This is a genomic window from Pseudomonas sp. PSB11 (genome assembly GCF_014596605.1).
In the GTDB taxonomy this organism is placed as follows: domain Bacteria; phylum Pseudomonadota; class Gammaproteobacteria; order Pseudomonadales; family Pseudomonadaceae; genus Aquipseudomonas; species Aquipseudomonas umsongensis.
On sequence record NZ_NOIO01000019.1, the window covers coordinates 1 to 17,281 of the forward strand.

At 59.9% G+C, this 17,281-nt stretch carries 8 protein-coding genes; 4 read left to right on the top strand and 4 right to left on the bottom strand.

From position 1 onward, the window contains the following. From CGA21_RS20335 to CGA21_RS20345, 3 genes are all read right to left on the bottom strand, one after another. Positions 1–131: transposase (locus CGA21_RS20335; protein WP_188264089.1), on the bottom strand; the 131-nt coding region annotated here is incomplete at its 3' end. Between the two features lie 105 nt (positions 132–236). Further along, positions 237–821 carry a Fe-S biogenesis protein NfuA gene (gene nfuA / locus CGA21_RS20340; protein ID WP_007912592.1) on the bottom strand — a complete coding sequence of 195 codons (585 nt, stop codon included), beginning with the start codon at positions 819–821 and terminating at the stop codon, positions 237–239. A 187-nt stretch (positions 822–1,008) separates the two neighbouring features. Continuing rightward, positions 1,009–3,306, bottom strand: a complete 2,298-nt coding sequence (locus tag CGA21_RS20345; protein WP_188264902.1) for a fatty acid cis/trans isomerase — start codon at positions 3,304–3,306, stop codon at positions 1,009–1,011. A 156-nt stretch (positions 3,307–3,462) separates the two neighbouring features. Between CGA21_RS20345 and metH the strand changes: the two genes are divergently transcribed. Beyond that, entirely contained in the window at positions 3,463–7,173 is a 3,711-nt protein-coding gene (gene metH, locus CGA21_RS20350) for a methionine synthase (protein ID WP_188264903.1), read from the top strand. Between the two features lie 64 nt (positions 7,174–7,237). Here metH and CGA21_RS20355 read toward each other — a convergent pair whose 3' ends face one another. Continuing rightward, entirely contained in the window at positions 7,238–14,221 is a 6,984-nt protein-coding gene (locus tag CGA21_RS20355; protein ID WP_188264904.1) for an NEL-type E3 ubiquitin ligase domain-containing protein, read from the bottom strand. Positions 14,222–14,359: 138 nt separating this feature from the next. On the opposite strand from CGA21_RS20355, the gene CGA21_RS20360 reads away from it, so the two are divergent. From CGA21_RS20360 to CGA21_RS20370, 3 genes are all read left to right on the top strand, one after another. Next, positions 14,360–14,578, top strand: coding sequence for a DUF2970 domain-containing protein (locus tag CGA21_RS20360; protein ID WP_110754479.1), 219 nt, complete (start codon positions 14,360–14,362; stop codon positions 14,576–14,578). Between the two features lie 542 nt (positions 14,579–15,120). Next, entirely contained in the window at positions 15,121–16,779 is a 1,659-nt protein-coding gene (locus tag CGA21_RS20365) for a nitrite/sulfite reductase (RefSeq protein ID WP_110754481.1), read from the top strand. After that, a complete protein-coding gene (locus tag CGA21_RS20370) occupies positions 16,763–17,257 on the top strand; it encodes a DUF934 domain-containing protein (protein WP_110754483.1) in 495 nt (164 codons plus the stop codon). The genes CGA21_RS20365 and CGA21_RS20370 overlap by 17 nt, the downstream gene beginning before the upstream one ends. Positions 17,258–17,281: the final 24 nt, after the last annotated feature.

Genomic DNA, 17,281 nt, shown 5'->3' on the forward strand with positions numbered 1-17,281 from the left:
TAGGCCGCGATCCACTGGCGCAACGAAGAAAAATCAACATCGTGCCGATCCGCAACATCTCTAAGACCCGCATTACCGGAACAGTAATCCTGCACCGCCAACAGCTTCACTTGAACTGTGTACTTCCCCATGAAACACCCCATCGGTTGTGTCCAACCTTTGGGGTGCAGTCCACGGTGCGTGGGAACGATCGGCGCTCACGATGGACGCCGTTTTTTCATTTCGCAGCGAACACCTTAGTAGTAGGCGTTTTCTTTCTGCGTGTGGTCGGTCACGTCGCGCACGCCCTTGAGCTCGGGAATACGCTCGAGCAAAGTGCGCTCGATGCCTTCCTTCAAGGTCACGTCGGCCTGGCCGCAGCCCTGGCAACCGCCGCCGAACTGCAGGACGGCAATGCCGTCTTCGACCACGTCGATCAGGCTGACCTGGCCGCCGTGGCTGGCCAACCCAGGGTTGATCTCGGTTTGCAGGTAGTAGTTGATACGCTCGTTGACCGGGCTGTCGGCGTTGACCATCGGCACTTTGGCGTTTGGCGCCTTGATGGTCAGCTGGCCGCCCATGCGGTCGGTGGCATAGTCGACAACGGCATCGTCCAGGAACGCTTCGCTGAAATGGTCGATGTACGCGGTGAAGCTTTTGAGCCCCAGCGCAGTGTCTTCGGGTTTTTCTTCGCCCGGCTTGCAGTAGGCAATGCAGGTTTCGGCGTACTGGGTGCCAGGCTGGGTGATAAAGACGCGGATGCCGATACCCGGGGTGTTCTGCTTGGAAAGCAGATCAGCCAGGTAATCGTGGGCGGCGTCGGTGATGGTAATAGCGGTCATGGAAACTCCTCGCAGGCTTGGGCGCAGTTTACGCCAATCATCGCGCCGGACAAAGTCCTAGTATTTTTGTCGGGAAAGATTCCGACAATCCCCCTGTAGGAGCTGCCGCAGGCTGCGATCTTTTGATTCTGGTTTTCAAGATCAAAAGATCGCAGCCTGCGGCAGCTCCTACGGGTGTTAAGCGTGATTACAGGTTCTCGTAGCGATTCATGTCCAGCACGCCCTCTTCCACCGGCTCGGTTTCGTGGATATAGCGGCTCAGGTCATGGAAGTACTGCCAGAACTGCGGATGACTGCGGCGGACTCCCCAGCGCTCGACGATTTTCTCGAAGCGCTCGGCATCCTTGGCGTTTTCCATCGCATCGACGAACTCAGGCACTTGATCGGCGGCAATATTGAACATGAAGTTCGGGTAACTGCTCAGAACCCCAGGGAAGACGGTGAGCGTATCGAGTCCCGGCTGATAACGCAGCGACTCACCAAGCAGGAACGCCACGTTGCTGTGCGCCCGGTTGCGCAGCAGGCTATAGACCACTCGCTGCCCACTCGCCGTTTCGACGCGCAGCATGGTCGCTTCCGGCAGTTGATCGATGACCCGCAGGCCTGCCGCCGGACGTGAGGCCAGGCGGCTCAGGGCCTGCTCCGCGGCCTGCAGGGCCGGATCGATGTTCGGCCGCGAGCAATACGCGCCGTCGCAGCGGTTGATCGGATCAGGGGTGGCGTTCAGCTCGCCGTAGCGCGCCAGCAGCTGCATGGCGAAGTCGCGCTTGGGGTCCTTTTCATCGAGTTTCAGTGCGCTCGGCGTGTCGTCGTCGATGGCCTCATAGTCCAGCCACATCTTGAATTTCCCGCTGTTCTGGTACCAATCGTCGAGGTAGCCCTCTCGGGAGTCGGCCGGCATCAGGCGCAGGAAATTCTGCTCGGCGCCATTGCGGATCAGGTCGAAATACAAGCGCGTCTGGGCCTGGTGGGAAACATTGCCGAACACGTCGAAATTCACCGCCAACTGGTAGTAGGTACGCTCCAGCAGCGGGAAGTCGAACAACCACATCGTCTGTGGTACGTCGCCGATCAGGCCCTTGGTCACCACGGCGCTGTCGAAATGGCGGAAAATGCTCAATAGTGAGTTGTCGTTGCCAGCCCACAGGCTCGACCAGCTCGGTGCCGGCAGATCGGCATAGCTGTCCCGGCGCAGGGCTTCGTATTCGTTACGCTTGTCGCGGTAGTCGTGCCACAGGCTCAGGACACTGCCAACGTCGTCGTTCTGCCCCGGCATCGCCAGCAACGGCGTCGCCTGGCCGCGGTAGTTCGGGTCGGTGATGTAGAGGTCGTGCTCCGGTGCCTGGAACAGCGCCCAGAAGTTGTCGCGGATCACATCGGTCGCGATTTGCCCACGGCAGACCGGGCCGCGAATAAAGGTGCGCACAAAATACTCGGCGTTATCGAGCATGAATTGATAACGCGCCTGGGCCGGGATCGCTTCGAAGGTGGCAAACGGATTGGCCCGGCGTTCCGGGCCGTAGCCCGGCAAGGCGTTGACCTGCCAATTGCCGTTGTAAAACAGGCTTTTGACCCGGGCCAGCTTCGCCGCGCTCAACGGATAAGTGATGTGCGTTTTGTGCACGATCACGCCCTGCACCGGCCGCAAGCGGTAATACACCTGAGTGCCGGGGTCGTCGTTCGGCCGACGGGTGTTGATCAGGTCGATGGGCTGGCCGGTCGGCGTGCGAGATCGCACCCATTGGAAGAAATGCCCCGGCTCGCCGTCCTTGAAATAGAGGTGCGCGAGAAACCAGTGCTCGAACAACCAGCGCCCCACCAGACTCTGCCGGGCGCCCGGTGCGTTGAGCAGGTTCTCCCACTGCACCACTTGCAACGCTTCCTTCGCGCTGGGCACCAGGGCCTGTTCATCGATCGGCGCACCCGAGGCCAGCCAGCGTTGCAGCGTCTGGTATTGCTGGTCGGTCAGGCCGGTGACCGCCAAGGGCATGCCCTCCTTGGGATGCGCGCTGGCATAACCGTCGAACTCGGCAGGCAAGGCGCACATATTGTTGCGATTGAGGCCCAGGACGATGTCCTCGGGCAATTTGGCATTGGGTTGCACGCGATTGGTATGACCCAGCTCAAGCATGCGCGTCATCAATGCCGCCTGATTGCCCTGGGCGTCGAGCACTGAATAGAAGCCTTTTTGTTGCCAGGCCCGCTTGCCGAACGCGTCATAGAACAGTCGGCTCGGCGCAGCAGCCTGGCTTCGTTCACCGTCGTACACCGGGACTTTCGTCGCGCCACGTGCCGCACCTTCGCCGCTGCCCAGATTGAGCTGACAGGGGGCGTCGTTGCAGGCATGGCAGGCCACGCACTTTTCGGTGAAGATTGGCTGTATATCCCGGCTATAGGAGATTGCAGCGGAACTCGCCGGACTTTGCGCGACCGCGCCCCAGCTCAAAAACATCAACACACTGGCGATGATGACGCGATACGGCATGTCCCTGGTCCCGATCCTTTAGAAAACGCCGCGATTCTACCGGGCTGGCTGGCACACCAACATGAGCGATATTCATGCAAAACCCGAACATGCTCTAAAAGCGTACAGGTTTGCTATCATCCCGGCCCTTCGTCATGGTCTTTCCGAGTAGTCCCAATGTCCGATCGCAGCGTTCGCCTCCAAGCCCTCAAGCACGCCCTCAAAGAGCGCATCCTGATTCTCGATGGCGGCATGGGTACGATGATCCAGAGCTACAAGCTCGAAGAGCAGGATTACCGTGGCAAACGTTTCGCCGACTGGCCGAGCGATGTCAAAGGCAACAACGACCTGTTGGTGCTGACGCGTCCGGACGTGATTGGTGGCATCGAGAAAGCCTACCTGGATGCCGGTGCCGACATCCTGGAAACCAACACCTTCAACGCCACCCGGATCTCCATGGCCGACTACGGCATGGAGGAACTGGCCTACGAATTGAACGTAGAAGGCGCTCGCCTGGCGCGCAAGATCGCCGATGCCAAAACCGCCGAGAACCCGGACAAGCCGCGTTTCGTTGCTGGCGTACTCGGCCCGACCAGCCGCACCTGCTCCTTGTCGCCGGATGTGAACAACCCCGGCTACCGCAACGTGACATTCGATGAACTGGTGGAAAACTACACCGAGGCCACCAAAGGCCTGATCGAGGGCGGCGTCGACCTGATCCTGATCGAAACCATCTTCGACACCCTCAACGCCAAGGCCGCGATCTTTGCCGTACAGGGCGTGTTCGAAGAACTGGGCATCGAATTGCCGATCATGATTTCCGGCACCATCACCGACGCCTCCGGCCGCACCCTGTCCGGGCAGACCACCGAAGCGTTCTGGAACTCCGTGGCCCACGCCAAGCCGATTTCGGTCGGCCTGAACTGCGCCCTGGGCGCCAGCGAACTGCGCCCGTACCTCGAAGAGCTGTCGAACAAGGCCGGCACCCACGTTTCCGCGCACCCGAACGCCGGCCTGCCCAATGAGTTCGGCGAGTACGACGAACTGCCGGCGCAAACCGCCAAGGTCATCGAGGAATTCGCCCAAAGCGGCTTCCTCAACATCGTCGGCGGCTGCTGCGGCACCACCCCGGGCCACATCGAAGCCATCGCCAAGGCCGTGGCCGGCTATGCGCCACGCCAGATTCCGGAAATCCCCAGGGCATGCCGTCTCTCGGGCCTGGAGCCGTTCACCATCGATCGCAACTCGCTGTTCGTCAACGTCGGCGAGCGCACCAACATTACCGGCTCGGCCAAGTTTGCCCGCCTGATCCGCGAAGACAACTACACCGAAGCCCTGGAAGTCGCCCTGCAGCAGGTTGAGGCTGGCGCCCAGGTGATCGATATCAACATGGACGAAGGGATGCTCGATTCGAAGAAGGCCATGGTGACCTTCCTCAATCTGATTGCCGGGGAACCGGACATCTCCCGCGTACCGATCATGATCGACTCCTCCAAGTGGGAAGTGATCGAAGCCGGGCTCAAGTGCATCCAGGGCAAGGGCATCGTCAACTCGATCAGCATGAAAGAAGGCGTCGAGCAGTTCATCCACCACGCCAAACTGTGCAAGCGCTATGGCGCCGCCGTGGTGGTGATGGCCTTCGACGAAGCCGGCCAGGCCGACACCGAAGCGCGCAAGAAAGAGATCTGCAAGCGCTCCTACGACATTCTGGTCAATGAAGTCGGCTTCCCGCCGGAAGACATCATCTTTGACCCGAACATCTTTGCCGTGGCCACCGGCATCGAAGAACACAACAACTATGCCGTGGACTTCATCAACGCCTGTGCCTACATCCGCGACGAACTGCCCTATGCGTTGACCTCGGGTGGCGTGTCCAACGTGTCGTTCTCGTTCCGCGGCAACAACCCGGTGCGCGAGGCGATCCACTCGGTGTTCCTGCTGTACGCGATCCGCGCGGGCCTGACCATGGGCATCGTCAACGCCGGCCAGCTGGAAATCTACGACCAGATCCCTGTCGAGCTGCGCGACGCCGTTGAAGACGTGATCCTCAACCGCACCCCTGAAGGCACCGACGCCCTGCTCGCCATCGCCGACAAGTACAAGGGCGATGGCAGCGTCAAGGAAGCCGAGACCGAAGAGTGGCGCAACTGGGACGTCAACAAGCGCCTGGAGCATGCGCTGGTCAAGGGCATCACCACGCACATCGTTGAAGACACCGAAGAGTCGCGCCAGTCCTTCGCCCGCCCGATCGAGGTGATCGAAGGGCCGCTGATGGCCGGCATGAACATCGTCGGCGACCTGTTCGGTGCCGGCAAGATGTTCCTGCCGCAAGTGGTGAAATCCGCCCGGGTGATGAAACAAGCCGTGGCGCACCTGATCCCGTTCATCGAACTGGAGAAAGGCGACAAGCCGGAAGCCAAGGGCAAGATCCTCATGGCCACCGTGAAAGGCGACGTGCACGACATCGGCAAGAACATCGTCGGCGTGGTGCTGGGCTGTAATGGCTACGACATCGTCGACCTTGGTGTCATGGTGCCGGCGGAGAAGATCCTGCAGGTGGCCAAGGAGCAGAAGTGCGACATCATCGGCCTGTCCGGCCTGATCACGCCGTCGCTGGATGAAATGGTCCATGTGGCCCGCGAGATGCAGCGCCAGGATTTCCACCTGCCGCTGATGATCGGTGGCGCCACGACCTCCAAGGCGCACACGGCGGTGAAAATCGAACCCAAGTATAGCAACGATGCGGTGGTGTATGTCACCGACGCTTCTCGCGCTGTCGGCGTGGCGACCCAGTTGCTGTCCAAGGAACTGAAAGCCGGCTTCGTCGAGAGAACCCGCGAGGAATACATCGAAGTGCGCGAGCGCACCGCCAACCGCAGCGCCCGTACCGAACGCCTGAGCTACGCGGCTGCGATCGCCAAGAAACCTCAGTTCGACTGGAGCACCTACACGCCGGTCAAGCCGACCTTTACCGGCGCCAAGGTGTTGGACAACATCGACCTGAAAGTCCTGGCCGAATACATCGACTGGACGCCGTTCTTCATTTCCTGGGACCTGGCCGGCAAGTTCCCGCGCATCCTTCAGGATGAAGTGGTCGGTGAAGCCGCTACGGCGTTGTATGCCGATGCCCAGGAAATGCTCGCCAAACTGATCGACGAGAAGCTGATCAGCGCCCGTGCGGTGTTCGGCTTCTGGCCCGCCAACCAGGTTCGCGACGACGACATCGAACTCTACGGCGATGACGGCAAGCCCCTGGCCAAGCTGCATCACTTGCGCCAACAGATCATCAAGACCGACGGCAAGCCGAATTTCTCGTTAGCCGATTTTGTCGCACCCAAGGACAGCGAAGTCACCGACTACGTGGGCGGTTTCATCACCACCGCCGGCATCGGTGCCGAAGAGGTGGCCAAGGCTTACCAGGACGCTGGCGACGATTACAACTCGATCATGGTCAAGGCCCTCGCCGACCGCCTGGCCGAGGCTTGCGCCGAGTGGTTGCACCAACAAGTGCGCAAAGACTACTGGGGGTATGCCAAGGACGAGACGCTCGACAACGAGGCACTGATCAGGGAGCAATACAGCGGCATCCGCCCTGCCCCGGGCTACCCGGCGTGCCCGGATCACACCGAGAAAAGCACCCTGTTCGCCCTGCTCGACCCTGAGGCCAGTGAAATGCGCGCCGGCCGCAGCGGCGTGTTCCTCACCGAGCACTATGCGATGTTCCCGGCGGCAGCGGTCAGCGGTTGGTACTTCGCCCATCCGCAGGCGCAGTATTTTGCCGTGGGCAAGATCGACAAGGACCAGGTGCAGAGCTACACGTCGCGCAAAGGTCAGGAGTTGAGCGTCACCGAGCGCTGGCTGGCGCCCAACCTTGGGTATGACAACTGATTGATCCGAGCCTGGGGCTCTGGAGGCAGACCTGTGCTGACTCCAGAGCTTTGCCGGCTGACGATCAGGCCTGTGCGCCCAACTCGGCTATCTCACGTTCGCTGAGTGTGGTCAGCAGTTGCAGGCGGTTGGCTTTGTTGACGCTATCCAGGGCGTCCATCTCCTGCAGGTAGGCCGAATTGAGCTCCGGGTATTTATCCTCAAGCTCACTGACCTTGTCCTGGAAACCCTGCTGCACCCTGGTAAATTCTGCGGGGTATTTCTCCTCCAGGTAATCTCTCCAGTATTTACGCGCGGTCAGTTGCTCGATGAACTCGGGGGTCCTTTCCCCGGCAATGATCCTTGTGTAGGCTTCGTCCAGATCCGCTGCGGTCACTTTCGCCAAACCCTCATAGAGCATGCCTTTGGGCTGGTTGGGCAATTCAAGACGCCGGGCCAGACCGATTCGATAGGCCAGGCGTACCTCGGCAGGATCGAGTGACGGCATGAGCCGGATACGCGTGGCGGCTATCTCCTCGACTTGCGCCAGGCGGAACAGGCTTCTGGACAATTTCAGCAGCTCGCGACCTTTGTGTTCAGGGGCGATGTCCTTCAAGGCATTGAACTCATAGACCTCGATTTCCAGTTCGTTGAACAACAGTATCCGGCCATCACCACAGGTCGCGCGATTCCTCAATGCCCTCGAGGTGCCCATCAACCGCTCGCTCAGCGCCTCATCGCCATACGCGGCTTCAAGGACACGCCAGACGCGCTGCGTGAGATCCAGGCGGTCGGCGGCAAAGTCCCGGGTGTACTCCAGTTGCGAGAGGATGTATGAAAAGTCATGGGTGGTGTCCCGCTCCATCACGGCGTCCCACATCTGGTGCTTTTCCGAGTCTGCCGCCACGTTGGCAAACCATCGCGCTTTTTGTACCTGCGGTGTCTCATTGTCGGGGTGAACTTCCTCATCAGTAGTCTCGCCCCCCTCGGACGCCTCAGGTCCGAAACCCTCCAGAAATTGTTCGATCTCTTGCGCGGTGTAACCCAAGCCACGGCCAGTTTCCCGCTGGTACTCCTGCAACCGTAAGACTTCTTCCATTTCCAGATTGACGTTGTCAGACAAGTCGGTGCCGGCCATCAAGGTTGCGTGTTCAGGCAAGAAGGCATCGGGAGGAATTATCGCTATCTGGTTGCGACTCAGGTTAAGGGTTGTCAGCGCTGGCGCTTGCAACACGCCCTGGGGCCATTCCCGAAGATTGTTGCTGCGCAGGTCCAGCCCTTGCAACTGCTCAAGGTCGGCGACATCAAAACTGCCAAGCCTGTTCCAGCTCAAGTCCAGCCACTGCAAATGCCTCAAGGAGCGCAGCTGGCGCATCAACACATCACTGGTGCGCAAATCGTTAGAACTGGCGCTCAACCGGACGAGGTATTCACATTGCCCCACTGCCTCGGGCAACGCTCCCAGGCGGTTGTTATCGAGCGTCAGGCTACGCAAGCGGGGAAACGAACGCAGGAACGTATTCGTACTGTCCGTGAGCCCGACACCGTTCAGGTCCAACGCGCCGACATGTTCGAACGTGACCGACAAGGCAGGCAAATCGCCGATCAGGCCGGTAAAAACAAGTGCAGCGTCAGTCGGCGCCCCCTCGGCCGCAGGAACATCTCGCAAGGTGGCTCGCCAGCACTCCAGAAGCTGGTCTGCCGCCCGGCGGCGGTCTACCGCGCCCACCCAACCCTGGCGAGCGCGAACGGCCGGGACATCGATCCAGTCATTCAAGTCCTTGATCAACTGTGCCTGCTGTTGCTGCCACTGGATCAGCCGGGCTTCAATTTCGAGAGCCGTCATACCCTGGGCAAGCCATGCGTCGATCCGTCCAACGGCTTGCGCATCCCCAAGCTGAGGATCAAGGCGCTGCAGCCTGGCAGCCGAGGTCCGGGGCAAATCACCTGCGCCAGGCTCCAGGTGCAACGGCAATAGCAGGTCCGGGCGCTCCGCTACTTCATCCGGAAAGAACTCCGGATCGCCTCCGGTGCGTCCGGCCGAGAGGTGCGCTTGCGCAATACCCATCGGGTTCCCGGATACGGTGCGTTGCGCGTATGTCCGTACCGCCGTCAATGCTGGCGGGCTCAGCCGACAACCTTGCAGCGAGGTCCCCGCCAACAGCTGATCATGCCCGGTCAGGGCCGCTGCCGGGATGTCGGTAATACCGCTGTGATTCAGGGCCAGGCGGTGCAGGTTGGGCAATGACAACACGCCCTCGGGCCATTGGCGGATATTGGTGTGGCTCAGGTCCAGGCTCTGCAGGCTCGTCATCGAACCGACCTCGAGAGCGCCGACCCGGTTGTACGCCAGGTTCAGCGTTTTCAACTGGCTCAAACGGTTCAACCGCGCTTGCCCTGACGCCGTGATACTGATCCGATTGAACGAGAGGTTCAACTCGCTGAGTTCTGCGAGCGTATCAATTGCCTGCGGCAGCGCGGTCAGTTGGTTGGCGCTCAGATTGAGGGTACGCAGTTGGGGAAATCCACTGAGGAAGTCATTGACCTGCGCGGTCGAAAGCCCGCTGTCCCTGAGGATCAGGCTGCGCACATGAGGAAAGACCGAATCGCCAAGCACGGGCAAATCACCCAACGGCCCAAACCCCGTCAGGTCCAACACTTCGTCCACTGCATCAGTTTGCCGCCACGACGGCCCTGCCACAGGCTCCGGGGGGCAATAGCGGGAACGCAGCGCCTTGCGAGCGCATTCGCGGATTCTGCCAGCGATCACCGCACGTTCTTCGACCTCCACCTGTCTGCCATCGACCCGCACAACCCTGGCCTCCCAGGTGTCCAAAGACTGATTCAATGCCTGCTGCTGCTCGTGCAGTGCATCAACCTGTGCCAGTAATGCCCGTCCCGATAGCCCGTCCTTGCTGAACTGCGCCATTGCGTCTGATGCAAAGCTGTAATCATTGGGCAACAGTTTCGACAAGCGCCCTCTACAGTACCGAGCAACCATTTGCGGCTCATCGACCAGATGCGCCGGGTTGTCATGCACAAAATCATAGGCCTTCATGAAGGCTTGCGGTTCCAGGGCAGCCCAATCCACTTGCAAGCTGCGCCATAGCGACTCCTGCCCGCTGAACAGCTCGTCAGGCAGCGATTTGATTGGCACACCCTGTAAATCGACGGTTTCAAGCCGGTTCAGGCCCGACAACCCACTCGGCCACTCGTCCAGATTGCCCACCAGCCTCAAGGACCGCAGATTCGTCAGCGTGCCGAAGTCCATTACGCCCAGATTGCCCCTGAGGGACAGCTGCTCCAGTTGAGTCATGCCCTGGAGCGCTTGCACCAATTGCGGCGAATACGCCTCCACTGCGCAATCAAGGGCAAGCTCGGTAATGTCGGTCAATTCCGGCAGCTTTTCTGCCAGAGTCGCCATATCCTGCACGTTCACCGAGAGTCCCAGCTTTTTGATCTTCGTAAAGCGCTGGAGCAACTCACCGCCCGAATCACCGATCAGCTGGCCGCTGTCCAGTTCCACGCTACGCACATGGCTGAAGACGGCATCCCACTCGGGCAAGGGGTCAGTACCGCGTAAATCCAGAGAAAAAGAGGGCTCCAACTCTCGGTACAGACCATAACGCCAGCAATGGATCAATCGATCGGCGATCACCCGGCGAGACTGCCCACCCGCAGCGACCGGCGCGCCAGCATCGACCCAGTTGTTCAATGCAGTGTCCAATGCGTCGAATTCCCGTTGACGATTATTCAACAGATTGAACACTTGCTGATCGGTGTCTCCCGCGCTCAGGCGGCTTCTGACGAATTGACTGGCTTGCACATCGGAGATGTTCGGGTAAAGGTCCCGCACCCTTGAGATCAACGCGCCATCGGGCAAGCCGACACCGCGCCCACTGGCCAGGTAACCCAGGCGGCCATCGGGCAGGCGCAGCGCCGGCCCGGGGCCATTCAACGGACGCTGCTTCAAGATCAGTGCCATGTCGCTGCGATGAGTGCTGGCATGGTTCGCCAGTTTTTTCTGCAAGGCCTGGCCTTGATTGCCTTCCAGGGTTGCCCGTGTCGCTTCGGGCAGAAATTCCAGCAGCGATTCATACAGATTCTGGCCATGGGCGGGGATGTTGTTCACCGGCCTGCCTTGGGCGTCGCAGGCGCGAAAATATCCGTCGCCCTTGACCAGGTAATTGCGAATCGGCGCACTTTCGCTACCAATGCTGTCCAGCAATGGGCCCTTGATCGTACCGGAGCGCAGTTCCACGCGGACATCTGCCGGCCAGCCGGCCAACTGTTCCAGGCTGTGCAATGCCAGACGATCGCTGGCCACGGACGCCATGCTCTCCAGATGCAGACCGCAAATTGCCCGGTTCAGGGCGCCCTGCTGTAAATGGACGCGAATTTCCTGAGCCTGGCGCAAAGGTATTTTTGCGCTGCGCAATTGGGCCAGCTCGGCAGCGCTGGCGTTGTTCAGCACGTGCCGCGCGCCCTCCGGCGACAGTGAAGGGAAACTTCGCTGCAGTCGTTGAATATCGGCATCAGGCGTCTGCTGGCCGGCCAGCAGTCGGTCGAACAGCGACTTTTTCCTACCCAGCCCGTGATCGGCCAGGCTGTCCCTGAACATCTGCACGCGATCCGCGCCTTTTTGTGCGCTGCGTGCCCCCAGCAATCGGTTGATTTGTGGCTCGTCGAGCGCCTGCAATACAGTTTCCGGCAATTTTCCGGCCCGCACTTGCGCTCGGGTGATCTTGATCGTGGGCTTCACGCTGTTCAGTGCCGCCGCTGAACCGAAGCGTTGCGAGGCCCCCCAGGGTTCCAGCCCCTCGAAGACTTCCACCACTTCGTCGACGGGCCAGTCCGGCAGTTCCACAGCCATCGGTACGACAGCCTCGTAAGCACTACCCAGGTTATTGCCGGTGCGGATCCGATCAATCAACTGGCTTGCTTGCTGATCAGCCTTGAACGCCCTGATGGTCTCGGCCAAAAGCGGTGGCGGTGGCTGTTGATCGATGTGCATTTGGCGCAACGCATCATCACTGACGCCGCTGGCTTCGGCAATTTGCTGCAGCTGCGCATCAGAAAAATCCTCCATGGATGGCCCCATTCGCCGCAACAATGTTGGACGATCCCATTCCAGCGGCCGTTCAAGCGTGTGGCGCCAGGCGCCGAGCTGATTGTGCTGCAAGATCGGTTGATAGGCCTGGGGATCGCTGGGGTGTTGGATCCGCCATTTTTTCAGTGCCGGGTCGAAGGTCTTTTCGTAGACATTTCCCTCATGTCGAATATAGGTCTTGTCCCCGACCTTGTACTGTCCCATGGCATTGGGCTCCAGCCCCTCCAGAGAGACACTGCTCTTGTAAGGTGCCAGATCGGGACTCCACAAGCGCGGTTCACCAAAAGGCGTGGAGATCCTGCTCATCCCGTTGACAAACCGCGAGTTGACGATTGGTGGCGCCTTGCTCGCTGCCGCGCCCAACACGGCCATGAAGGCTACGTTCTGCACCACTGATTTGAAATGTTCCCAGGCCTCTTCGGCATCTCCCTCTTTCCACGCCTGCGCCCCCTGGTACACCTCGTAACTCAATTGCAGGGCGGTGACGGCCAGCATGACCTCGCCCAGCCCCGGGACAAAAAAGGCCGCCACGTTCAAAACGGTCAAGCCCCATTCGGCAAAGTGTTTGAGTCGCGTATTCCAGGCGGCGTGGTCGACTTCGGCGGTGGGTACCGCCAGCAACCTGGCATTGGATTTCACCCTGGCCAGATGAAATTCATAACAGGCTCCAAACACTTCTTCATCAATGAAGACTTCATCCATCCCCAGGTCGAGATTCTCGTTCCACACCTCTACATACATGCCATTGCGGAACGCATCCGGGTTATAGGGCGGGCCCGGGTAGACCGGAGCCGGGTCCCACTTGTGGACCTTGAGCTGACGCTTGAGCCGGTGGACAAAACGGCCCGACTCATCTTGCGCGACAAAGCCGGCGAAGAAGCGCTGGTAACCGGCGGTACGCAGCTTGATCGCAAGGTCCTGGGCAAACTCGCGGGCGCAGGCATACGCCTTGAGCGGGCTGATAGGATCGCCTGGAATGTAGACGATGATCCGCGAATCAGGAATCAGATTGCCCAGCGCGGGTGAGCCCGCTAGGGCAGAGAGCCAGGGATTCTGCAGGGTATGCCTGTGTCTTCGCGACGCCGCCCCGATAATCAGCACGTCGTTCAACGCCGAGCCAAGAACCTCCAACCGGCTGTAAATGATCGGCTCGGCATCGAGTCGCCCTGGCGAATCACCATCGAGTATCGCCAGCACCGTCGCATAGTCCGCAGCATCAATGTCTGACCTTATCCGAGCGATGTGCGCCTGCACGCGCATTCGGTTCTTGTTCGCCGTAATCGTCTGTTGGCGAACAGTCGCAGCCTTGTCGGGCGCATCGAATACAGCACTCAAATGGTCCTGATACTGTTTGCCCACGTCCAGTTCCCGGCACAGGCTGGCGAACTCAGCGGGCTTGATCGACAACTTGTCTCGTATGCTGTAGCGCACCTTCGCAAACGGGTAATGTTTGCTGTGGTCGTAATAGTGCCGCTCCAATGCCCCCGCGGGCGCCAGCGCACTGGTTTCCTGCAGGGCAACGCCGTCGAAGGAATCATCCTGTTCGAAGTTTCGCAGCGCCGCCTGCAACAATGGCTGCTCTTCTGCCAGATTGGGCGAACGCATATGAAACAGCGCCGTGTTGACAATATCCGGCGCCTGACCGAATTTTTTCTGCAACGCATCCGTCAGCAATGGCTTGGCGAACTCGGTGATGCCTTTGAAATCCTTGAGAGTCGTGGCCAGCGCCTGGTTGGAAGCGTTGCTCTGTGCCTGACTGTCGAGCAAGGCCTGGCGCAATGCCTGCGGTGCCTTGGCATACAGTTCAGGGTACGCCTTGATGAATCGCCGGGCTGGATTGCGCGCCTGTGTCATGGCCTGGAGATGGGGGGTGACCAGGTGACGCGTCCAGTCGGGAAGACGGCTCTTGATAAACGGAACGTGAAATCCCGGTTCAGCGGGTATGGAAGGGTCCGGCATGATGTTGCTCCTGATGCTCGATTGAGAGCGCATCAGGACACCACGGCCATCCGGCGGCATGGCGGTACATATTTATAGGGGGAAACGGGCAGTTTGTTTGGCTATGCTGAGATCTCACACCTTGCTGAAGAGGGATTTATGGACGATCCAGTCGATAACAAGCCACCCACGTTTTGGCAGATGCTCCACAGCGTCATGGCGGCGGCGTTCGGGGTGCAGAGCGGGAAAAACCGGGCGCGGGACTTCACCCACGGCAAACCCAGCCATTTTGTGATCCTGGGGATCTTGTTCACGGCAGTCTTCGCACTGACACTGTACGGCATCGTGCAGCTGGTACTGCTATTAGCCGGGGCATGAGGCATCGGCGTTACAGCCTGAACGGATATCGAAAGGCGTAGAAAATCTTCGCTATTGACCGTACCGGGCCTCCGGAAGATTCGCGCGCACGACAGCCCGCGAACCGACAAGCGTCGGCAGAGACCCGGACGGGTTGGTTTATTGGTGACTGACCCAGAATACCGCGGTGCCGACCACCAGGATGATCAGGAACAGAATTGCCCAGGCGTCGACCGAACTGTCGCTTTTGCGTGCTTTGGTTGGGTTGCTCATTGCATCGCCTCTTGTCGGTTTTATCGGTGATTGCATAAAGACTCGATCACAGTAAAGACGACGATTGCCCGCACCACAAACAGGGACATTGCAACGACGAATATCATTAGTCCTTTTGGTTCTTTACATATACTCAAACATCACTTTTGCGCATAACTACAAACTGGTATCTTGCCCCGGCTCCCTAAGGAGTGCGCGGCCGTGCGCGCAGAATTGCGAGGCTCTTGGACTGCGGCAAGCACAAAAACGCAGCTGTATCCGAGCGACCCAAGCCTGAGAACAGGACTTATATGTACGTATACGACGAATACGATCAGCGGATCATCGAGGACCGCGTCAAGCAGTTCCGTGATCAGACCCGACGCTATCTGGCAGGCGAGCTGAGCGAAGAAGAATTCCGCCCTCTACGCCTGCAGAATGGCCTTTATATCCAGCGCTTTGCGCCGATGTTGCGGGTGGCGGTACCTTATGGCCAACTGACTTCGCGCCAGATGCGAATGATGGCCAAGATTGCCCGCGACTACGACAAGGGCTACGCGCACATCAGTACCCGGCAGAACGTACAGTTCAACTGGCCTGCCGTGGAAGACATCCCGGACATCCTGGCCGAGCTGGCCACCGTGCAGATGCACGCGATCCAGACCAGCGGCAACTGCCTGCGCAACGTCACCACCGACCAGTTCGCCGGTGTCGCTGCCGACGAACTGATCGATCCGCGCCCGTGGTGCGAGATCGTCCGCCAGTGGACCACCTTCCACCCGGAATTCGCCTACCTGCCGCGCAAGTTCAAGATCGCCGTCAACGGTTCTACCTCCGACCGTGCCGCCATCGAAGTCCACGACATCGGCCTGGAGCCGGTGCACAACGCCGCTGGCGAACTGGGTTTCCGCGTGCTGGTCGGCGGTGGCCTGGGCCGTACGCCGGTAGTGGGCGCGTTCATCAATGAATTCTTGCCATGGCAAGACCTGTTGAGCTACCTCGACGCCATCCTGCGGGTTTACAACCGCTATGGTCGTCGCGACAACAAGTACAAGGCGCGGATCAAGATCCTGGTGAAAGCGCTGACCCCTGAGGTCTTCGCCCAGAAAGTCGATGCGGAAATGGAACACCTGCGCGGTGGCCAGACCACGCTGACCGAAGCCGAAGTGCATCGCGTCGCCAAACACTTCGTCGACCCGGACTACAAGGCGCTGGACGACCAGTCCGCCGCCCTGGCCGAACTCGACCAGCAGCACCCAGGCTTCGCTCGCTGGCGCGCGCGCAATACCCTGGCGCACAAGAAGCCAGGCTACGTGGCCGTGACCCTCTCGCTGAAGCCGACCGGCGTTGCACCGGGCGACATCACCGACAAGCAGCTCGACGCCGTGGCCGACCTGGCCGACCGTTACAGCTTCGGTCAATTGCGTACTTCCCACGAGCAGAACATCATCCTGGCCGACGTCGAGCAGGACAAGCTGTTCACCCTGTGGGGCGAGTTGCGCGAGAAAGGGTTCGCCACGCCGAACATCGGCCTGCTGACTGACATCATCTGCTGCCCGGGTGGCGATTTCTGCTCCCTGGCCAACGCCAAGTCGATCCCGATCGCCGAATCGATCCAGCGCCGTTTCGACGACCTGGACTACCTGTTCGACATCGGCGAACTGGACCTGAACATCTCCGGTTGCATGAACGCCTGTGGTCACCACCACGTCGGCCACATCGGCATCCTCGGGGTGGACAAGAAAGGCGAAGAGTTCTACCAGGTTTCCCTCGGTGGCAGCGCCAGCCGCGACGCCAGCCTGGGCAAGATCCTCGGCCCGTCCTTTGCCCAGGAAGCCATGCCTGACGTGATCGAGAAGCTGATCGACGTGTACATCGAACAACGTACCGAAGACGAGCGCTTCATTGACACCTACCAGCGTATTGGCATCGACCTCTTCAAGGAGCGCGTCTATGCAGCGAATAATTAAGAACAACGAAGTCGTCGACGAAACCTGGCACTTGCTGCCCAAGGATTTCAGCATCGATGAGATCACTAACTGCGACGACTACATCGTTCCGTTGCAGCTGTGGCGCGAACACAGCCGTATGCTCCTGGCCCGCGACGGTGGCTTGGGCATCTGGCTCGATGCCGATGAAGAAGCCGAGGAAATCGGTGAAGACGTGGCGAACTTTCAGGTTATCGCCCTGAATTTCCCGGCCTTCACCGATGGCCGCAACTACTCCAACGCTCGTTTGCTGCGTGACCGTTACGGCTTCAAAGGCGAACTGCGGGCCATTGGTGATGTGCTGCGCGACCAGTTGTTCTATATGCGCCGCTGCGGTTTCGATGCGTTCGCGATCCGCGCCGACAAGGACCCATACCAAGCACTGGAAGGTCTCAAGGACTTCTCCGTGACTTATCAGGCTGCCACCGACGAACCGCTGCCGCTGTTCCGTCGCCGCTGATCGGCAAACCTTGAACCCCTGGCG